The sequence below is a fragment of the Streptomyces sp. NPDC002958 genome, from assembly GCF_055563255.1.
Window position 1 is genome coordinate 32,073 of record NZ_JBVHDS010000011.1, and the last position, 20,662, is coordinate 52,734.

15 protein-coding genes and 3 pseudogenes are annotated in these 20,662 nt (G+C 68.0%); 4 read left to right on the top strand and 14 right to left on the bottom strand.

The features are described from left to right. Nucleotides 1–275 precede the first annotated feature (275 nt). Nucleotides 276–4,484, bottom strand: coding sequence for a carboxypeptidase regulatory-like domain-containing protein (locus ACZ3IC_RS20495; protein WP_467417974.1), 4,209 nt, complete (start codon nt 4,482–4,484; stop codon nt 276–278). Between the two features lie 219 nt (nt 4,485–4,703). Continuing rightward, complete coding sequence (locus tag ACZ3IC_RS20500) at nt 4,704–5,027, bottom strand: hypothetical protein (protein WP_467417976.1); 324 nt, start codon at nt 5,025–5,027, stop codon at nt 4,704–4,706. 1,113 nt (nt 5,028–6,140) lie between these two features. On the opposite strand from ACZ3IC_RS20500, the gene ACZ3IC_RS20505 reads away from it, so the two are divergent. Both ACZ3IC_RS20505 and ACZ3IC_RS20510 read left to right on the top strand, forming a co-directional pair. After that, nucleotides 6,141–7,283 carry an ROK family transcriptional regulator gene (locus tag ACZ3IC_RS20505; RefSeq protein ID WP_467417977.1) on the top strand — a complete coding sequence of 381 codons (1,143 nt, stop codon included), beginning with the start codon at nt 6,141–6,143 and terminating at the stop codon, nt 7,281–7,283. A gap of 202 nt (nt 7,284–7,485) precedes the next feature. Then, nucleotides 7,486–7,671 (top strand): annotated as a pseudogene (locus ACZ3IC_RS20510) (sulfatase-like hydrolase/transferase); the annotation flags it as partial. Here the strand turns inward: ACZ3IC_RS20510 and ACZ3IC_RS20515 are convergent. Continuing rightward, nucleotides 7,593–7,835, bottom strand: a pseudogene (locus ACZ3IC_RS20515) (hypothetical protein); the annotation flags it as partial. The pseudogenes ACZ3IC_RS20510 and ACZ3IC_RS20515 overlap by 79 nt on opposite strands. Between ACZ3IC_RS20515 and ACZ3IC_RS20520 the strand changes: the two are divergent. Beyond that, entirely contained in the window at nt 7,782–8,591 is an 810-nt protein-coding gene (locus ACZ3IC_RS20520; RefSeq protein ID WP_467417979.1) for an ABC transporter substrate-binding protein, read from the top strand. The pseudogene ACZ3IC_RS20515 and the gene ACZ3IC_RS20520 sit on opposite strands and share 54 nt — an antisense overlap. A gap of 10 nt (nt 8,592–8,601) precedes the next feature. Next, a pseudogene (locus ACZ3IC_RS20525) lies at nt 8,602–8,799 on the top strand (integrase core domain-containing protein); the annotation flags it as partial. A gap of 121 nt (nt 8,800–8,920) precedes the next feature. On the opposite strand, the gene ACZ3IC_RS20530 reads toward ACZ3IC_RS20525, so the two are convergent. The 11 genes from ACZ3IC_RS20530 to ACZ3IC_RS20580 all read right to left on the bottom strand — a co-directional run bounded on the left by ACZ3IC_RS20530 (nt 8,921) and on the right by ACZ3IC_RS20580 (nt 20,587). After that, a complete protein-coding gene (locus tag ACZ3IC_RS20530) occupies nt 8,921–9,508 on the bottom strand; it encodes a GAF domain-containing protein (RefSeq protein ID WP_467417981.1) in 588 nt (195 codons plus the stop codon). Next, entirely contained in the window at nt 9,505–10,284 is a 780-nt protein-coding gene (locus ACZ3IC_RS20535; protein WP_467417983.1) for a GTP-binding protein, read from the bottom strand. Before ACZ3IC_RS20535 ends, ACZ3IC_RS20530 begins: the two co-directional genes overlap by 4 nt. Then, nucleotides 10,262–10,633, bottom strand: coding sequence for a DUF742 domain-containing protein (locus tag ACZ3IC_RS20540; RefSeq protein WP_327271533.1), 372 nt, complete (start codon nt 10,631–10,633; stop codon nt 10,262–10,264). The genes ACZ3IC_RS20535 and ACZ3IC_RS20540 overlap by 23 nt, the downstream gene beginning before the upstream one ends. Nucleotides 10,634–10,635: 2 nt before the next feature. Then, nucleotides 10,636–11,070: a roadblock/LC7 domain-containing protein gene (locus tag ACZ3IC_RS20545; RefSeq protein WP_467417986.1), complete on the bottom strand. Its 435-nt coding sequence runs from the start codon at nt 11,068–11,070 to the stop codon at nt 10,636–10,638. A 7-nt stretch (nt 11,071–11,077) separates the two neighbouring features. Next, nucleotides 11,078–13,030, bottom strand: a complete 1,953-nt coding sequence (locus ACZ3IC_RS20550; protein WP_467417987.1) for a sensor histidine kinase — start codon at nt 13,028–13,030, stop codon at nt 11,078–11,080. A 363-nt stretch (nt 13,031–13,393) separates the two neighbouring features. Next, complete coding sequence (locus tag ACZ3IC_RS20555; RefSeq protein WP_467417989.1) at nt 13,394–15,385, bottom strand: acetoacetate--CoA ligase; 1,992 nt, start codon at nt 15,383–15,385, stop codon at nt 13,394–13,396. Between the two features lie 166 nt (nt 15,386–15,551). After that, nucleotides 15,552–16,136, bottom strand: coding sequence for an RBBP9/YdeN family alpha/beta hydrolase (locus tag ACZ3IC_RS20560; protein WP_467417990.1), 585 nt, complete (start codon nt 16,134–16,136; stop codon nt 15,552–15,554). Then, entirely contained in the window at nt 16,133–17,383 is a 1,251-nt protein-coding gene (locus tag ACZ3IC_RS20565) for an MFS transporter (RefSeq protein ID WP_467417992.1), read from the bottom strand. Before ACZ3IC_RS20565 ends, ACZ3IC_RS20560 begins: the two co-directional genes overlap by 4 nt. Before the next feature lie 143 nt (nt 17,384–17,526). Next, on the bottom strand, nt 17,527–18,444 hold the full coding sequence (locus ACZ3IC_RS20570; RefSeq protein ID WP_467417993.1) for a TauD/TfdA dioxygenase family protein: 918 nt from the start codon (nt 18,442–18,444) through the stop codon (nt 17,527–17,529). Between the two features lie 38 nt (nt 18,445–18,482). Further along, entirely contained in the window at nt 18,483–19,454 is a 972-nt protein-coding gene (locus tag ACZ3IC_RS20575; RefSeq protein ID WP_467417995.1) for a quinone oxidoreductase family protein, read from the bottom strand. A gap of 74 nt (nt 19,455–19,528) precedes the next feature. Beyond that, nucleotides 19,529–20,587 carry a beta-keto acid cleavage family enzyme gene (locus tag ACZ3IC_RS20580; RefSeq protein ID WP_467417996.1) on the bottom strand — a complete coding sequence of 353 codons (1,059 nt, stop codon included), beginning with the start codon at nt 20,585–20,587 and terminating at the stop codon, nt 19,529–19,531. Nucleotides 20,588–20,662: the final 75 nt, after the last annotated feature.

Genomic DNA, 20,662 nt, shown 5'->3' on the forward strand with positions numbered 1-20,662 from the left:
ATCGCCCACGCGGTACGGCCCGGCAAGCTCGGCCCTGTCCTCGTCCACCCCCGGTAGCCGCCGCTACCTGCACGGAAGACGTGACGAGGGAGCCCCAGGTCTCCCCGGGCCTCCGGGCACGGACCGAGGTCGGCGAAGGGCTCCAGGCCGCCGAGCCACTCCTCTGTAGACCGGAGGCGGTCCGAGAAGGGTGACGGCCCCGCCATCGGATCGGTGGCGAGGCCGTCATCTGCCAGTGCGAGCCGGGCCGGGGCCCGGCCCGCACGAGCGTTGGATCAGGTGCAGGTGTGGTCGGGTTTGAGAGAGAAGTCGGCCGTGGTTGCCTTGCGTGGCACAATCTCGACCGACACGGTCTGCAACGCCCAGCCGTCCTTGGACGCGGTCACCGTGAGCGGGTTGTTTCTGACGTCGAGCCAGAGCGAGTAATGACCGTTCTGGTCGGTCTTCAACGTGTAGCTCGCCGTCTTCTTCGAGGTGATCTGCACGCTTGCTCCGGCCAGTGGCGTCGGCGTGCCGGTGCAGTCGGTTCCGGTGACCGTCCCGGTGATCTTTCCCCAGGTCTTGGGCGGGTTCACCACGAACGTCACCGGCACCGGCGCGATCCCGTGCGGGGTCTTCGCGCTGATCATGAGCTGCGCGGTGAACGTGCCGGGCTGTGTGATCCCGGCGATGTTCGCGTTGAAGTTCACGGTGACGTCAACGCTCTCGCCCGGCTGAAGCGTCACGTCGGTCTTGTTCTCTGACAGCCAGGGGACATCGGTGGTGTCAGCGCACTGGTCGAAGCCGGGCAGCAGCTCCGAGGTCGTAAAGGCGACGAAGCTTCCGGTACTACCTCCGATCTTGTAGAAGCCGCAGGCGGAGCCACCACGGTAGAGAGTGCGGCTGGAGTTGGGCAGCGCGGTCCAGGTGTTGGAACCCGGGTCGTAGGCGGAGCCCTTGTTGGTGAGCGTCCCGGAGCCGTTGGTCACGCCGCCGGACACGAGGAGCTTGCCGTTTACCGCTGAGTAACCCATCCCCCACAGGTCGATCGGCAGATCGGCGACGGGAATCCAACTGTCGGACGCCGGGTCGTAGCTGTAGGCGTGCTTGGTGGTGGCACTTCCCGACAACCCGCCCGCGCAGTACAGCTTGTTCGCGATGGCGCCGCAGCCGAGCCAGGAAATCGACTCCGGGTAGGCCTTGCTCGAACTCCAGGAGTTCGTGGCCGGGTCGTACACCTGCACGTCCGTCGTGCCACAGGCGGACGCGCAGCCGCCGACGATGTAGATCTTGCTGCCCAGCACGGTCACGGCGGCGCCGGCGTGCGGCTTCGGGTTGTCGGCGCCGGTGGACCAGGCGCCGGTCAGCGGGTCGTAGATCTCGGTCTTGGCCGCCGGATTCCCGTTCGCGTCCCAGCCGCCGAAGACGTAGAGCTTGCCGCCGTAGGCGGCCGCCTGCGGCGCTTCCCGGGCGACGCTCAGGTTCGGCAGGGCACTCCACCCCTGGGCGCCTGGGGAGTAGACGTATGCCTTGCTGAGGACATGCGTGCCGTCGACTCCGCCGACTGAGTAGACCTTGCCGTCGATGGTCGCCACAGCGTTGTCCATGATCGGGATGGGGTAGTCGGGCACCGTCGTCCACGGTGCCTCGTACGGCGTCGCCGAGGGCTTGGCGGTCGCCGTCTGCGTGATCTTGCCGGGCCGGAGCCGCAGAGGGCTGTAGTTTCCCTTCACCTCCTGCAGCGGAGCGCCCTGCTGCGCCGCGGCGGGCTGGTGGACGCCCGGCAGCTCATCGATCTTGGCGGTCACCGGGGCTGTTCCGGTGTTCTTCAAGGTCAGGGTGGAGCTGCCCTGGCCCTTCCAGGCGACCGTCTTGCTGAGCTTGGCCGGGCTGACCGCGATCCGGGGTGCGGGCAGGGCGAACGTGCCGTCAGTTGCCTGGTTCGGGGCCACGTTGACGGTGATGTCCTGTGCGACGTAGTAGTTCCCCACCGTGGCGGAGAACTTGTGCTCCCCGGTGAGCGAGGAGAACATCCAGTAGAAGCCGTCGCCCAGCTTCGGGTCGTTCGGCGTCGCCGCCGAGGTCGTCTTCTCCGCGGGCTTGTCGGCCGAGGTCACCGAGGCGCCGTTGATCCCGGCCCCGGTGTTCTTGTCGGTCACCCGGCCGACAACCATGCCGCCCGGTGCCGGGTCACAGGTGCGGTCGCCGAGGAAGACGTCGTCGACCTGCCACCACCACCCCCACTTGGCGGTGAGGTGGAACCGTACCTGGACGTTGGCCTTGCCGGCAGCCTGGGACAGGTCCACTACCTCGGTCCGCGGCCCCCGGGCGCTGTCCTTGGTGTGGTGCCAGGCGTTGGTCCACGTCTGGCCGCCGTCGACGCTGAGATCGACGTCCCCGGTCTGGCCGAACGAGAAGCCGTAGTAGTCGGTGCGGAAGATCAGGGAAGGGTGGGTTCGCTGACTGAAGTCCATAACCGGGCTGATCAGCGACGTGTCCTGGGTGTTTCCGTAACCGTAGTTGCTGCTGTCGACGATGGCGAAGCCGCCGGACCCGCCGGTCTTGTTGCCGCGCCTGCGGGGATCGTTGAACACCCAGGTCTGGCCGTTGCCGACCTTGTCATCGACGGTCCAGCCCGCTGGCGTGGTGAAGCCGTTGAACGACTCGGTGGTACCGGCGTAGCGGTAGCCGTATCCGGCCGCGCTGCAGGTCATCGGGTCGACCGATGCATTGACGTCATGCGTCACATCCGCCGAACCCACCTGCACATCCTGAGAGTCCCGCTGGTAGCCCGGATACAACGGGTCGACCTGCAGAGTGTAGGTGTTCCCGGCGGGCAGGCTCAGGGTGTACTTCCCCGTCTTGGGGTCGGTGTAGGCGACCGCCGTCGGCTCGTCCTTGACCCGTACGGTCGCATACAGCGGCCAGCCCTGGCCAGAACCGTCATGGACCGTGCCGATGACGTCGACACGCGGCTTCGCGGTCAGCGCGAAGTCTTCGGTCACCTTCTTCCCGTCAGCGATCGCGACACCCGGCACGGTCTTGCCGGCGTACCCGAACTTGCTCGCGCTGACGTCATACGTTCCCGGTGGCACGGTCAGGGTGAAGTGCCCCTGCCCGTCCGTCATCGCCGTGACGTCACCCACGGTGACCTTGGCCGCCGCCAGTGGAGCCGTGCCGTCGGTGACGGTGCCCGTGACAGTGCCGTTCGGCCCGGAACGGAACGCGGCGAGCCCGTTCGGAGTGCCTAGGCCGGTGGGCCCGTCGTAACCCGGCCCCGCAGCGCACAGGTAGCCCGCAGGCGAGCAGCTGCCGTTCCTTCCGGACGTCACATCGTTGAGCGCGGACGGCTGGGCGTAGGGATAGGAGTTCGGCGCCGAACCCGTCGTCGGTGTCCCGGCCAGCGCGTAGGCCGAGGCGATGATCGGGGCGGACGCGCTGGTGCCGCCGAAGACCTGCCAGCCATCGTGGTAGACCGCGACACCGGTGTTCGGGTCCGCGACCGCGGACACATCGGCGTCCGCACGTCGCGTGCAGCCGGTGTCCTGCTGGAACGAAGGCTTGGGCGCATACGCCGAGCAGCCGCTGCCCGCACCACCCCACGCGCTCTCGGTCCAACCACGGTTGGTCGAAGTGTTCTTGACCAGCGATGTTCCACCGACCGCCGTCACATACGGCGACGTGGCGGGATACGAGACCCCATAGCCATAGTCACCGGTGCTGACGGTGATCGCGACGCCGGGATGGTTGAAATAGGCTTCGTCGGCCTGGATTTGATCGGGACCTTCAAAGCCGCCGTAGCTGTTGGAAACGAACTTGGCGCCCTGGGCCACCGCCTGGTTCACGGCCGTACCCAGGTTGCCCACGTTGCTGTCGTCGGCCTCGACCAGCAGGATTTTGCAGGTCGGGCATATCGCGCTGACCATGTCGATGTCGAGTGCGATCTCCGCGGCCCACCCGGAGTCCGGTGGCGGATAGTTCGTGCCGCCGCGCTGGTCGATCTTCTTGAAGCAGCCATTGGCCGTGGTGCACGGCGGCAGCCCGTACTGCTGACGGTAGACCGCCAGGTCCGCCTCGGCCTTCGGGTTGTCGTACGCATCGACGATCGCGACCGTCTCAGTGGATCCAGCGGTGGGCAGGTTGTACGCGCTCTGCAGGTCGGCCGGGCCGAAACCGGCGGGAGCGGCATCAGCCTGGACACCCTTCGCCGAGACGACATCGGTGCGGACCATGGCGAGGCAGGACATCTCACCGGCTTTTGACGGCTTGGCGCACACCTGATTGGTGGGGTGCTGGCCGGGCGACGTGGGGTCGGCGGCCTTCGTGGCCGGGACAGGATTCTCGGCGGAGGCCGCGGAGGCGGAGGCTGCGGTCGGCACAGCGATCACCGTGAGCGCGGCGACAGCGAGCGCCACGATCAGCGCTAAGACGTGTCCGACCGTCGTGGTCAACGCGACCGGAAGCGATCTGCGGCAGAATGGCTGCGCGGAGGGGAGATGAGACACGTACCTCTCCTACGGGGTATCGGGGATTGTTGATCAGCAGATATCTGCTCAGCCGTCCTCCTCCGGCTGCGACTTGTTTCAACGGCCTGACGTGCTTCAGTGCGGAATGGCTTCCGTGATCACGGGAGCCAGAGGCCCCATTCGGTCTCTTTCGGCCGGATGGTGTCTGCCGTGATCAATTCCGACTTGCCGTCGCCGTCCTGCCAGCGAGAACTGTTTCTACCGGGACACATTGACGACGCACTGAGTAGACGTCAGTTCCTTGCCGTCGGCCAAAAAGGCGACAGTAGCGGTGTAATTTCCGGGTGTGACGTCGGTCCCGGCGCCCCGGCGGACCGTTTCCGAAGCCTCGAGCGGGCCCGAGGCACGCAGATAGGTCACGACGTTGGCGATGTACTGTGATACCGCAGCGTCGTCGTGCACGTTGAAGACGTCGACCCCGGGAGTGTAGTACTGCGGGTAGTCCGCCCGGCGGAGAAATGCGTCGTACCCGTGGCCGCCGACTTCCACGATGATGCCGCGCTCGGCGAGTTCCGGTGCCATCCCTGTCGCGAAGTCCTCGTGACGAGTGACTCCGGCCCCGTAGTAGTCGTACGGAAAGACCCTGAGTTACGGTCTCGGCAGCACCCTGGTAGTAGCTGAACTGCGGTGCGAAAAAGCCGACTCCGAACTGCTCCAGCAGCGCGTATGTCGCGTACACCACGCCGCGGTCGCCCACACCACTCAGCAGCACGCCGTGCGGGGTGGCGCTGACCAGGTAGCTGTCCGTGACCTGGCCGCGCAGCCGTCTGTCGGCCTTGGCCGGCCACACCGACGGGACGGTGGTTGCCTGGCCCCGGCTGCCGGGCAGCACAAGCACTCCGGAGGTTGCCGTCTGCGGCTGTTCAGGCCGTGCACGCAGGACTTGGAGGCGGGCACCGCTCATCCGCTCTACGTAGTCAGCCAGTTCAGAGGCCGCGAGCCGTGCGGTGGCGCCGCCCCACCACAGCACCGTCGCCTTGCCACGGCCGTTGCGAACGAGCGCGAACGTGGCTTCGGACCCGCTGTCGTCCGCCGCTCGGGCCGACGTTCCGAGAGTGGCCACGGCGACGGCTCCGGTCGCGCCGGCAAGGAACGATCGACGCCTGGGGTGTTGCATGACGCCTCCTGATGTCGGGCATTGGGTGTCATGGATGTGCGGGTACATCGATGGCCGGCGCCTTGTGCGGGTGACGTGTGGTGTTCACCGTCCGCAGCGGAGGCTGGTACGAGCGTCCGATCGTGCGGGGTCCTGCGGTGTGCGGCGAGACGGTGTCCAACAAGCTCAGAAATTATTCCGAAAACAGATCGTATTGAGTGCACGGCAAGGACGGCAAGAGACCTACACCAGAATCTCGTCCCGGACGGTTGCAGCCGGTCCTCCTTCTCCAGTCGCGATCCGTCCGCCCCGGCCGCCGCCCCCCCGTTCCCAGACCCACGGCGACCCGTGTATCAAAGGTGTCGCGTGAGTGTTGGTCAGAACAGTGTGAGTGTTGGTCAGAACAGACGGAGCCTGATCATCCCGGGTTCGTCCGCCACCGCGGAAGCAAGGCTCGCTGCGCTGGGAGACCCCGGCCAGACGGCAGCGATTTCTTCCAGATTTTGCCCGAATAACGAACAAGGGCGCATCATGCTGCGGTGACTGCTACTCCTGCCCGCCGCAACAGGTCGGCTTACGACGATCTCGTTCTCGCAGAGCTGCGCCGATCGGGGGCGCTCAGCCGCGCCGAGCTGAGCCGGCGCACCGGCCTGCCCAAGACCACGCTGTTCAGCATCGTCGCCGGACTGCTCGAAGGTGGTGTCCTGGTCGAGCAGGGCGCCGACGACACCGCAGGCCGCGGCCGCGGTCGGCCGGCGAGCCGGGTCGTGCTCAATCCTTCCGCCGGCCTGTACGCGGGGTTCGACATCGGCCGCAGCCGGATGCGTCTGGTCATCGTCAACACCTCGCACGAGGTGGTCGCCAGCGGCATGCACGACCTGCCTTCCGCAGTGCGCGCCGACGTAGTGGCCCCGGCGGCGGCGGATCTGCTACGGCGGGCGGCCGGTGAGGCGGCGGTCGCCCCTTCGACGCTGACCGCGATCGGCGCGGGCCTCGTCGGAATCGTCGGCGTCGAGTGGAAACCCAAGGAGATCGATGCGTTGCGGACACGCATCGCCGAGGAGTTCGGTGTGCCGGTGGTGCTGGGCAACAACTCCCGCGCCGCGGCCCTGGCCGAGGCTACCTGGGGCGCGGGACGCTCGGTGGAGGATCTTGTGTATGTGCGCTGGTCCACGGGAATCGGCGGCGGCTTGGTGGTCGGCGGTCGAGCCGTGGCCGGGGCGCACGGGTGTGCCGGTGAGATCGGTCATGTGAGCGTTGATCCGGGCGGGAAGCCCTGCCACTGCGGTGGCCGGGGCTGCCTTGAAGGAGTCTCCGGAGGCGCGGTACTGCTGGAGCAGTGCGCCCGACAGGGTCTTGCCCTGGCCGACCTGGACGCCCTGGTCGGCGCCGTGCGCAACCTTTCCCCGACGGCAACCCGGGTGGTCTCCACCGCTGCCGACCGGCTGGGCCGGGTACTGGCCGGGACTGCGGCGCAGCTGGACCCCTCACGGATCGTGCTGGGAGGGGAGTTGGCGCAGCTGGGGTCGCTGGTCCTGGACCCGATCCGCCAGGCGATCGACCGGCTTGCTCTGTCGCGTGCGATGGGACGGGTGGATGTTGTGCAGGCGGATCTGGGGGTCAACGCGGCGGCTCTCGGGGCGGTGGCGCTACTGCTTCAGGAGGAGCCGACAAGGACGTGAGGCGGCGGTCGGCGATTACGGGGGCGCCGCCCCCTTGTGGACGGAGCCTTGCCTAAATACGATCCGATCCAGGAAAAAAGCGCAGTCGAGGACTCTCTGCCACTTCTTCCTGCGGCCCGGCCTGACGCGTTGTCCCACTCGCTTCTTCCCGAGAGGCCGATCGGAAGGTCCGTCTGTGTCACCCCGAAACCTCCTGTTCCTGATGACCGACCAGCACAGGGTCGACACCTTGGGCTGCTATGGCAACACCACCATCAGCACTCCCGCGCTCGACTCCCTTGCAGCCGAGGGCACCCGGTTCGACAGTTTCTACACCCCTACCGCTGTCTGCACCCCGGCCCGCGCCTCGCTGTTCACCGGGCAACCCCCCTTCCGCCATGGCCTGTTGGACAGCCGGTCCATGGTCAGACCGACGGCGCCGATGGCGATCAGCTGGACGAACATCGTGGGCAGGTCGTAGTACAGCTGGGCCTGCTGCATTCGGAAGCCGAGCCCGCTTTGGGCTGCGATCAGTTCGGCGGCGACGACGGTGGCCGAGGCGGCGCCCAGGCCACCGGCTGCAACTCCACGCCCTCCTCGCCCGCCGGCAAGACCACCCCGGTCACCTTCGGCTACATCGCGGGCTACAGCGGCTCGGCCGCCCTCGCGGTCGCCGCCGAGCAAAGCCTGTGGCAGAAGGCAGGGCTGAGTCCCGACCTCAAGGCGTTCACCAACGGCCCACTGCAGGTCCCAGCGCTCGGCGCCGGCGACCTCGACTTCGGCTACCTCGGCCCAGGCGCCTTGTGTCTCCCGGCCTCCGGCAAGGCCAAGATCGTCGCAGTCAACATGCTCGGCCCGGCCGACCGCGTCATCGCCCGCCCCGGCACCGGCATCACCGAGCCCGCTGACCTGAAAGGCAAGAAGGTCGCCGTGGCCGAGGGCACCTCCGGCGACATGATCCTGAATCTGGCACTCGGGCAGGCCGGACTGAAGCCGTCCGACATCACCCGGGTCACCACGGACCCAAGCACCGTCGTCACGGCCTTCTCCTCCGGCCAGGTCGACGCGGCGGCCATCTGGTACCCACTGATCGACACCATCAAGAAGCGGGTGCCCGACCTGACCGAGGTCAGCCGCACCGAGGACTACTACCCGAAGCTGACGCGCATCGCCCCGACCGGCCCACCCAGCGGCAGCAACCGCGTGATGCGCGGCGGCTCCCACATGTGCCACCGCTCCTACTGCAACCGCTACCGGGTCGCCGCCCGCACCTCCAACGCCCCCGACAGCTCCGCCGGTCACATCGGATTCCGGTGCGCCTACTCCTGAACCGCCCCGGGGTGGAGTGAAAACCGAGTTGATCGAACCCCGCGGGCCCTGGAAGGCGCTCGCCCAGGTCGAACTGGCCACCGCCGAGTGGGTCGACTGGTGCAACCACCGACGGCTCCACGGTGAGATAGGGCACATCCCACCCGTCGAAGACGAGGCCAACTACTACACGAAACTCACGAGACTCCAGATCACAACCGCAATCTGAGATCTCTACCGAACCCGGGGCGGTCGGACTCGGTGGTGCTGACGTTCCTGGACGGTACGGCGGTCGGGGTCCGAGGACGGTCGGGGTCTGTTCGCGGACCGGGCCGCCGGGCCTCGCCCGATCAGATGCCGATGCTGTTGTTCTCCCGCCGATGGATGTGCCCGACGAGTTCCTGCGCCAGGGACTTGATCGTGTCGAGCCCGGCCCTGCCCCACGGACGGGGCACGGTGTCGACGGCACAGACGGCACCCAGGGCGATGCCCGTACGGTCGATGAGGGGCGCGCCGAGGTAGGAGCGGATGCCTATCTCGTCTACCACCGGATTGCCGGCGAACCGTGGGTAGTCGCAGACGTCCTCCAGGACGAGCGCCTTGCGCCGTACGACGACATGCGGGCAATAGCCGTGGTCGAGGGCCACATACCGGCCGCCGCGCCCGCTGCCCGCCGCCACGGCGCCCAGGCCGGAGCCCTGGTGCGTGCCTGCCGGGGTGTGCAGTCCGGCGTAGAACTGCCGGTTCTGGTCGATGAAGTTGACCATCGAGAAAGGCACTTCGGTCACCTCGGCCACCCGGTCGGCGAAGGCGTCGAAGTTGTCGAACGAGGCGTCGGTACGCTCCCCGAGGCCCAGGGTCCTCAGCCGCTGGGTACGGACGAAGGCGTCGCGGTCGACAGGCGTGAGCAGCAGCCGACCGTTGGCATGACGGGTCACAGGTGGGCTCCGAAGCCGGACAGCGGGGCCGGGGCGGAGGTGGCGTTGATCAGGTGTTGGACCAGCGTGACCAGTGCCCCGGTGCCCGAGCTGGCGATCCTGGCGTCGCACAGCACGACCGGCACGCCTGGCCCCAGGTCGAGTGCGGACCGTACCTCCTCGGGCGCGTAGCGGTAGGCGCCGTCGAACTCGTTCACCGCGACGATGAATCCGATGCCGCGCCGCTCGAAGAAGTCGACGGCGGCGAAGCACTCCGCGAGCCTGCGGGTGTCCGCGATCACAACGGCTCCCAGCGCCCCCTGGGAGAGCTCGTCCCACATGAACCAGAAGCGTTCCTGACCGGGCGTGCCGAACAGATAGAGCACATGCTGCTCGTCGAGCGTGATGCGGCCGAAGTCCATCGCCACGGTGGTGGAGGTCTTGGACTCGATGCCGTCGAGGCTGTCGGTCGCGGCGCTGACCTGGGTCAGCAGCTCTTCCGTGCTCAGCGGTGCGATTTCGCTGACCGCACCGACGAAGGTCGTCTTACCGACGCCGAACCCACCTGCCACCAGCACTTTGAGTGCGACGGGAAAGCCTTCGCAGGAGCCGGCTCCGGCGGCGCCGCCTGAGTCATAGGAGCCGCCGCCGGAGTCGTAAGTGCCTCCGGCGCCGCCATAGCCTTCCGCATGGGCATGGTTCCCGTGGCTTCCGTGGCCTCCAAAGCCTTCGGAGCTTGCGCTGTTCTCGTACGCGGCAAAGCTGCCGAAGCCGTCAAAGCTGTCGTCGTAAGCCATCGAGCACTGCCTCCAGCAGAGATCGGTCGGTGGGCATGTCATGGAAGGCCGGCGGATGCGCGGTCACTGCCCCGCAGTCCACCAGGTCGGAGACGAGCACCTTGGTGACGACTGCGGGCAGCCGCAGATGGGCGGCGATCTCGGCCACCGAGGTGGGTCCGCCGCACAGCCCCAGTGCGACGGAGTGCTCGGGACCGAGATGGATCTGCGGCTCGGTCCCCGTAGCCATCACCAGGGAGAGCAGATCGAGCACGGTCGTCGGACGGGTACGGCCGTTGCTCACGGTGTACGGGCGGATGAGCCGGCCGGCCGCGTCGTCGAGCAACGGCCCGTCCTGCGGAACCGACACCCTCACAGCCCCGTGGCGCTCGGTGCCCCGGCCGCTTGTCTCGCCGGAGTCATCAGATAGGACCGGACGCTCTTGACCAGCATGGTCATCTCGTAGCCGAGCACCGCCGCGTCCGCCTCGCGGCCGGCGAGGACGGCGAGGCAGGTGCCGGACCCGGCGGTGGAGACGAACAGCAGCGTCGAGTCGAGCTCGACCACCACCTGGCGTACGTCACCGCTGTCGCCGAAGCGCGCGCCGGTACTGCGGCCGAGCGAGTACAGGCCTGCGGCCAGCGCCGCCATGTGGTCGGCGCTGTCGGCGTCCATGCCGTGGAGGGATTTCACCAGCCCGTCGGCGGAGAGGAGGACTGCACTGCGTGTGTACGGCACGCGCTGGACCAGTCCGCTCAGCAGCCAGTCGAGGTCCGAGACCTGACCGGACGGCATATCGGTCGCCATGGTGCATCTACTCCTTGGAGGTGTTCGCTTCGAGTGGGTCGGCGGCGGGGGCCGCGTCCGGATCCGGGGCCGGCTCCGGGTGGTACGGGGCGACGGTCGCCCGCTGTCCGCGGACCGGCAGCGGTTCGGGCCGGGCCTGCGGCTGCCCGGTCTGGGGGGCCGCTGCCTCGAGGCTCGTGTCCGGGGCGTGGGCAGTGTCCGTCTCGGATTCGGCACGGGCCTCCGCGAGTTCGATGCCCCGCCGGAAAGCCGCCATGAGTCCCGGGTCGTGCAGGGCTTGTTCGTCCTCGGTGCGCGGGGCCGGTGCCTCCCTGAGCTGCGGAACCAGGTGCTCCTGGTGGGCGCGCCTGGGGAGTTGGGGCCGACCCATGGTGCCGCGCACGACTCCGGACTCGGCGTGGTCGGAGTGGAGTGCCGCGGGGGCGTCGTCCGCGCCCCGGATTCCGGGGCGGGCCTCGGCCTCCATGGGGCGGTCGAGGCGCTCGGCGCGCAGTGGGAGCGGTGGGGCTTCGCCCTGGCGTCGTGCCTGCTGGGGTGGTTGGTGCAGGCGGAGCGGTTGGCTGGGAACGTACGGCTGCCGGTTGGTGCCGACCTGCGGACCGGGTGGCGGGCCCGGACGGGGGCTCAGGCTCGGGTTCGGCTTGCGGTGGCTGCCGGTGTCGTGCTCGGTCGGCGAACGGTGAACGGGCCCCGGGGGCGGGACCGGAGCTGCGTCGGCTCCGGCCGGAGCGTCCCCGTCCACGCCCAGCAGGGACTGCGGGAGGACGAGTACGGCCTGCGTGCCTCCGTAGATGTTGCTCTGCAGCCGGACCGCGATGCCGTGTCGTCGGGCGAGTGACGCGACGACGAACAGACCGATCCGGCCGTCCTGCAGGAGATGGGCCACATTGACCTGGTCGGGGTAGGCGAGCAGGGCGTTCATCCGCTTCTGCTCGTTGCCCGGCATGCCGAGGCCCCGGTCCTCGACCTCGAGGGCCAGTCCGGCGGTGACCTGCTGGACACGGAGCAGCACTTGGGTGTGCGGGGCGGAGAACACGGTGGCGTTCTCCACGAGTTCGGCCAGCAGATGGATCACATCGGCCACGGCGTGTCCGCGCAGCGTGCCGTCGATCGGCGGAACCAGTTTGACCCGCGGGTACTGCTCGACCTCGGCGATCGCCGAGCGCAGGACCTCAATCATGGTGACCGGGTTGCTCCACTGGCGCCGGGAGACGGCGCCGCCGAGGACGGCGAGGTTCTCGGCGTGTCTGCGGATACGGGTGGCGAGATGGTCGACTTGGAAGAGGCCCTTGAGCAAATCGGGGTCCTCGACCTCGTGCTCCAGTTCGTCGAGCAGTTGGATCTCCCGGTGCACGAGCGACTGCAGTCGGCGGGCGAGATTGACGAAGACCTCGACCTTCTGGTCCTCGCCGGAGCGCCGGGACGCCTGCACAACCGCGGCCACGGCGACTTCCTGCTGGCGGCCGAGTTCCTGCGCGAGGAGCTCGAAGGCATCGCTGCCGGGCGCGGCGGGCTGCGCGGGCCTGCGTGCGGGCACCGGTTCGCCGTTGCGAAGCTGTTCCACCAACCGCTGCAGTTCTGCCCGGCCCTGTGCGCTGGCGCGCCGGAGCGCCAGACAGCGGCCGTAGACGGTGGTGGCGACGCGGTTGGCGGCGAGGTACGCGGCCAGCACGGCGGAAACAGCCAGCGCCCCGGCCCCGCCCAGTGCGGTCCACAGTTCGGTGGAAGGCCTGGCTCCGGTGGAGCGGACGGTGAAGGTGACCGCTGCGACTCCGCTCAGCACCGCGACGACGGTCGGCAGGACCGCGGTGCGCAGGAGTTGGGGTCGTATACGCGCCTCGGGGGACGGCTGGGCGGTGCGCGGCCCGGCCGTGCCCGAGTGGGAACGGCCACCCGGTCGGCCGTGCCGTCCGCCCTCTCGGCGTTCTGGTCGCGCTTCGGGTGCGCGAAGTTGAGACATCAGTGTCCTCGGTACGTGGGGCACCAGGAATCGGCGTTCATGCGATGGCACCTACGGTGGTCGGTGAGGCTCGGTTCATCGGTCGGGCAGGCTCGGAAGATATGAGCCCACCGTTGATCACCGGGCACACACAGTAGTCGTCAATCGCATATGCGCAACGGGCAGTTGTCGAACTTGCCCACCATCCGTCCCGCTCCGGTATGATCTCTCGCACGAGTGACCGATTACGCCGCATCAACACCTGGTCGGTAGACACCCGAACGGCCTACCGGGGCGAACCCCTGAACACGGCTCGGCCCGTCCGGTCGTGCCGGACGGGCCGAGCCGTCTGATGTTCCGCGTATTACCGTCTGGGCTGCCGCCTCAGCGTCCGGCTGGGAGTCTGGCAGCGAACCCCTCGAACCAAGCCAGTATCTCGGGGTGGGTGACGGCACCCTCAGCGGTCACTTCAGCGGCTCGAGCTCCCTGGATGATGCGCTTGACGGGCACCTCCAGCTTCTTCCCGGTCAAGGTGCGCGGCACGGCAGCTATCGGAACGATGACGTCCGGAACGTGACGAGGTGAGAGCGTGTGTTTGATCGACGTCACGATGGCACTCCGAAGTGTGTCGTCGACAAATTCCCCTTCGGCGAGGACGACGAAGAGCGGCATGACGTACCGGCCGTCGGGCAGTTCGGCGCCAATGACCAGACTGTCTGCGATCTGGGGAAGCTGCTCGACAACGGCGTAGATGTCGGCGGACCCCATCCGCACGCCCATACGGTTGAGTGTGGAATCCGAACGTCCCGCAACCACGACCGACAGGTCCGGGTCGACCGTGACCCAGTCGCCGTGCCGCCAGACGCCGGGATAGACATCGAAGTAACTCGCCAGATAGCGCTGATTCTCCGGGTCGTTGACGAAGTGCAACGGCATAGAGGGCAGCGGTGCCGTCACCACCAACTCCCCCTGCGCCCCGACGAGCGGCTGTCCGGAAGCGTCCCAGGCGGCGATGGCAACACCGAGCGCGGGACACTGGATCCGGCCGACCCTCACCGGCAGGAGCGGGGAACCCCCCGCGAGGACCGAGCAGACGTCGGTCCCTCCACAGATCGACTGCAGCCATGCGTCAGGGGCGAGACGGTCGTAAACCCAGCGCCACGTGCTGCCGGGAAGCGATGAGCCGGTCTGCAGGATCGACCGCAGAGCACTCAGATCGATCTCAGCCGCTGGGTGCGCATCCGCCTTCTCTGCAGCGACCAGGTAGGCCGCTCCCACGCCGACCATCGTCGCGCGCGTCTGTTCGGCGACCTTCCAGATGCCGTTGACGCCGGAGTACGTGGGGCTGCCGTCGTACAGGACGATCGTGGCGCCGTGCAGCAGGCCACCGACCATGAAGTTCCACACCATCCAGCTGGTGGACGTATGGAAGAAGTAGCGGTCCTCGCTCCGCAGGTCGACGCCGAGGCCGAGGGCTTTGAGCAGCTCGACGACGATGCCGCCGTGGCCCTGCACGATGCCCTTCGGCACGCCCGTGGTGCCCGATGACCACAAGATCCACAAGGGGTGATCGAAGGCGACGTCGGCGAAGGTGAGTTCCGCCTGGTTGTCGAGAAGCGTGGACCACGTGTGCTGCTCCAGCCGAGGCCGCTGCGACCACGGTGATGTGGTTGAGGACGTGTAGAGGTGGCCGACCGCGATCAGATGCCGGACCGTGGGCAACCCGTCCACGATCTCAGCGACCGCCGGACGTCGATCGAATTTCTTCCCCCCGTAGGAGTAGCCATCGGCGGCCACCAGAACCGTCGGCTGCGCCTGCTGCAACCGCGCGAGCACGCTGGATGTACCGAAGTCCGGCGAGCACACCGTCCACACCGCGCCGACAGCGGCACTGGCCAGCAACGCGACGACGGCATGTGACGTGTTCGGGAGGTATCCGGCAACGCGGTCACCAGGCCCTACGCCCATCTCTCGAAGGGATGCGGCGACAGCAGCGACGTCGCGTCCGAGCTGCCGCCACGACGTCTCCACCGGAACGCCGCCTTCGGAGACACTGATCAGGGCCGGGCGCTCGTCGGTGGTACGGGCGAAGCATTGCTCGGCGAAGTTCATCCGCGCTCCCCCGAACCAGGAGGCTCCGGGCATCGACGCGTCGGCCAGCACCTCGTCGTAGCTGGTGACGGCGTCAAGGCCGTAGAACTCCCATACCGCCGACCAGAAGGCGGGCACGTCGGTGGTGCTCCACCGCCACAGCTCCGAGTAGTCGGAGAAGGACAGTCCCCGCTTTTCGCTCAGCCAGCGCATGAAGCCGGCGACGTTGGAGCTTTCGGCCGTCGAACGGCTGGGGGACCACAGCTGGTCGGCATCGGTGCTCATCAGCGCCTCCAGGGGCGGGGTCGTGCGGGTGGGGACCAGTGCGCAGCGGCCGGCCGGGGAACGTGCCTACGGACGGACCGGCATGTCTTCGACGACGGGCGCCGGGGGCGCACGGCTCCTCCCTGCCGGGGCGGCAGGAAGGAGCGTGGGGTATGGCCGTGGCCGGTCAGGCGGACATGTCGGATGAGGCTTGGCCGAGCTCGCGGACGAACTCCTCCGCCCGGGGCCATGCGCCATAGCCGGAGGCAGGGTTGAGGTGTCCGACCGGGCCGAGGTCCACGAGGCGGCTCCCCCATGCCCGGGCGAGATCGGCGACGCGATCGACATCGGCGAGGGGGTCGTTCGTGCTCGCCGCGACGATGCTGGGGAAGGGCAGGGGCGTCCGCGGCGTCGGCGTCCAGCCGTTTTCGCGCAGGACTTCCAGGGTGGGATAGCCATCCGGCAGCGGGGTGACGAAGTCGGGCGGCGTCGCCAGCAGCGCCCCCTTGACCGGACGCCGGTGTCGTTGCGCCCAGTGCACGGTGGTCATCACCCCGGCACTATGGGCAACCAGTACGACGGGGCCGGAGATGTCCGACAGCGCCTCGTCCAGTGCGGCGACCTGGGCGTCGCGGCTCAGCCTGTCCTTCTCCAGCGGGGGAACGATTCGGGCATCGGCGGTCTTGTTGGCGAGGACGGTCTGCCAGTGGTCCTGCACATGATCGCGCAGCCCGGGGACGATGACGACCGTCGGCTGTGCGCTGAGACTCATGACTGCAACTCCGGGGTCTTGAGCGCCAGGTCGGGGAACAGCCCCAGGCGGCGCAAATCTTTTTCGTAGGAGAACTTGCCGATGGTGAAGGCCACGCCGGCCGCGAGCGCGACGAGCGGGATCACCTGCAGTGCGCCGAGCAGGCCCAGGTGGTCCGCGAGCATGCCCGTCACCGCGGGCCCGGGGGCCAGCCCGAGCAGGCTGTTGGCCAGGGTGAGGGTGGCGAAAGCCGTCGCCGCGATGGCGGCGGGGGTCAGGTTGGCCACCATGGCGGCCGCCGGACCGGCGGTGCCGCCGGCCACCAGGGTCCCGGCCGCGATCAGCACGAGCTGCAGCGGCCCGGCTGGCAGATGGAATCCAGCCATCAGCAGCACGAACGACCCGAGAGCGCAGACGATCGCAACGATCCACTTCCGGGCCGCGGCCTTCCGGCTGAGGCGGTCCGCGACGATCCCGCAGAGGATCATGCCAATGCCACTGATCAGCGCGAAGACCCCGGCGGCCACGCCGGCCTTCGCAGGAGGCATGTCGTAGTACCGGTTGAGGAAACTGGGTATCCATGCGAGCAGGGCCATCGCGATGAACATCTGCAGCCCGCTGCCGATGTAGGCGCAGATCACGGAGACCGAGGAGAACAGCCGCGGCAGCTGGGTCCGGATGGGGACGTGTTCGCCGGACATGGCGCTGTTACGGATGGACGCCGGGCCCAGCCTTTTCTCGGTGACCACGAGGCCGTAGACCGCGGCCAGGACCAGTCCGAAGATTCCCATGGCGCCGAACGCCCAGCGCCAGCCATGTTCCTGGGCGATCACACCGCCGAACGACACGCCCAGCACGGATCCGAAAGAACCCCCCGCCATGAAGGCTCCGGAGAGCGTGGCCCGCAAACTGATCGGGAACACGCTGAGGACCACCGCGATGCCGACGCTTCCGTAGGCCGCCTCTCCGACGCCCACCATGAACCGGCCCAGAAACATCTGGCCGTAGCTCGCGGAAATGGCGCAGCCCAGGGTCGCCAGGCTCCACGCCGTCGCGGCGATGACCAGGATCTTGACCCGGCCCCAGCGGTCCGCCAGAAGCGACAGGGGGAAGGTGAGCACACCGACCATCAGGGCCACGATGCCGCTGAGAGATCCCAACTGGGCATCGGAGAGCACCCATTCCGCTTTCAGCAGGGGAAAAACCGCGTTGAGGACCTGTCGTGACATGTAGTCGGACAGCAGAAGCCCAAAACCGAGGGCGAACACCAGCCAGGCATAGCTACGGGATACAGCCGGTGCGGCGGGAGACGTCCCCGGCACCGTTGTGCCGGCAGTATGAAGTCCCATGGGCATCACCTCTTCGTCTCTGGTCGGGGCTCAGAAAGGTCTGTTTCTTCTCTGGTCGGGGCTCAGAAAGGTTTGTCGCCGACAATCCCCGCGCGCTCCATCTTGCGGACGGCGGGCCAGTAGTCCTGGACGGCGTAATGCTGGGTGGAGCGGTTGTCCCAGATGGCGACGCTGTTCTTCTGCCAGCGCCAGCGCACCTGGTACTCGGGTACGGCCGCCTGGCTGATCAGGTAGTTCAGGAGGCTGCCCGCTCCGGGCGCGTAGTCCTGGCCGAAGCGCACGTTCTCGGGCGTGTGGTAGTTGACGAAGTGCGTGGTGAAGGCGTTGACGAAGAGAATCTGCTCGCCGGTCTCCGGGTGGGCACGCACCACTGGGTGCTCCGGGTCCGGGAAGCGGGCCTTCAACTGGTGGCGTTGCTCCGTCGGCATCACGGCGCCGAAGGTCGCCTCGATGCTGTGCCGCGCGCGCAGGCCCGCAATCTGCGTCTTGATGTGCTCGGGCAGCCTGCGGTAGGCCTCAGCCATGTTGACCCAGACCGTGTCACCGCCCACCTCCGGTGTTTCCACGCAGCGCAGCACGGCGCCCATGGGCGGGCACGCGCGCCAGGTTGCGTCGCAGTGCAGGGCGTTCTCATAGTGCTCGGGTTTGCTGTCCAGATCCTTGTAGATGCGGACCAGCCCCGGGTGGTCGGGGTCGCTGCCGACCACCGGGTGATCCTCCAACGGGCCGAAGCGCCCGGCGAAGGCGATGTGTTCGGCGCGCGTGATGTCCTGGTCACGCAGGAACAGGACCTTGTACTGCAGCAGCAGCGCTTTGATCTCGGCGAACAGATCGCCGTCGCGCGCGGCGTCGCCGAGGTTCACACCGGACAGTTCGGCGCCGATGGTGCAGGTCAGCGGTTCGACCTTCATCGAGGTGCGGAGGACGCCCGGACGCACCAGTGCGGGCGTGTCTTCCTTCGGGTGGACGGTCTGGGGCATGTGCTCACTCCTGGGGTGACGTGCGGGGCACGGCGAGCTCAGAGGACGAAGACGGAAGATCCCGTGGTCCGTCCCGCTTCCAGGTCACGGTGGGCCTGTACCGCGTCCTGGAGGGCGTAGCGCTGGTTGATCTCGATCTTGATGCGGCCGGCCGCGACGTGTCCGAACAGCTCACCGGCCAGGGCGTCCCGCTCCGCCGGCTCGGCGATGTAGTCGGCCAGTGCGGGGCGGGTCACAAAGAGCGAACCGTGGATGGCCAGTTGCATGGCGTCGAGCGGCGGGACTCCGGAGGCCGTACCGAAACACACCAGCAGGCCGCGGCGTTGCAGCGAGGCCATGGATCCGGCGACAGTGTCCTTGCCAATGCTGTCGAAGACGACCGGGACGCCCTTGCCGTCGGTCAGTTCACGCACCCGCTCGGCCACGTTCTCGCGCCGGTAGTAGATGATGTGGTCGCAGCCGTGGGCGCGGGCGACCTCGGCCTTCTCCTCGCTGGAGACCGTGCCGATCACCGTGAGGCCGAGCAGCTTCGCCCACTGGGAGACGATCAGACCGACGCCGCCGGCCGCCGCGTGGAGCAGCACGGTATCGCCGGACTTCAGCGGGTGGATCCGGCGCAGCAGGTAGGCCGAGGTGAGTCCGCGCATGGTCATCGCCGCGGCGGTCTCGCAGCTGATCTCGTCCGGAAGCTTGATCAGCGAATCCGCGGGCATGACCCGCTCCGTGCTGTAGGCACCCAGCGGACTGCCGGTGTAGGTCACACGCTCGCCCACAGCGATATGCGACACTCCCTCGCCCACGGCCTCGATCACGCCCGAGGCCTCCACGCCGAGCCCCGCGGGCAGCGGAGCCGGGTACAGGCCCGTGCGGAAATAGGTGTCGGCGAAGTTGAGTCCTACGGCGACGTGCCGGATCCGTACCTCGCCCGGACCCGGGTCGCCGACGGTGACCTCTTCCCACCGCATGACGTCAGGGTCACCGGTTTCGTGGAATCGAATGGCGTGTGCCATGGCGTGCTCCGTTTGCTCGTGTGTGGGGGGGGCGGCGGCGGGACGGGCTCCGGACCGCCGCCAGTGGGGTCGGGTCAGCTCGTGACGTCGCGCAGCATGGAACCGCGGTGGCCGGGTCGGCGGTTGGGCACCATGCCGAGCTGGGTCAGGGTCTCGTCGGCGTCCGAGTACCATTCGCCGATCTTGTAGATCTTCTTCGCCTCCTGCCCGGTGGCGATCTCCCGCCCGAGCGTATCGGCGATCTTGACCATCTGCTCGACCTGTGCCACGGAGGACATCCGCTCGCCCTTGTGCCGCCACAGGTTGTCCTCGTTGCCCACCCGCACGTGCGTGCCGAGGGCGATGCCGATCGCGTTCATCGGCGCCACCGCGCGCATGGAGGCCTCGATGGTGAGTACGGCGCCGTCCGGGACGCGGCGGATGAACTCGATCAGGTCGGCCGGGTGCCGGCCGGCGAACCCGCCGCCGATGGCCACGTAGTTGAGCACCAGCGGCCCGCTGTAGATGCCCTTGCGGATCAGCCGCTCCACGGTCTCCAGCTGTGCCATGTTGGCGAGTTGGAAGTGCGGCTGGATGCCGTTGGCGCGGAGCCGCTTGAGGTGCTCGAGGTAGAAGTCCGGACCGGCCTCGACCACCATGTCCCGATAGGCCTTGTAGTACCCCGGTTTGGCGATCGAGGTGCCCTCGATGTCCTCGTCGTCGAAGATCTCGACAATGTTCATCTGATTGGTGTTGATCGCGATTGTCACCTGGTCGGGCCTGGGAGTGATCTCGGCCAGCATGTGGCGGGTGTCGTAGCTGAGCCACTTCGCGTCGCCGCCCTCGTCCTCGGGAGCGAAGGAGATCGACCCGCCGATCTGCAGAACCATGTCCGGCACGGCCTCGCGCAGGCGGGCCATCAGCTCGTTGAACATGGAGATGCGCTTGGATCCGTGACCGTCCAGCTCGCGCACATGGATGTGCAGCACCGTGGCGCCGGCGTTGTAGCAGTCGACGGCCGCCTGCACGTGCTCGTCCATGGTGAGCGGAAGGTCGTCGGCGTCACCGGGCAGCCACTCCGGCCCGTAGGGCGCGGCCTGGATGACCAGCTTCTCCTGGTTCTCCGGATACAGGGAGTCATCGAAGAAGTGCATGGTCCATCTCCTTTGTCGGATGGGTCTTCACTCGCCGCACGCATCACTGCCTTCGATGCGAGGCCCGGAGGGATT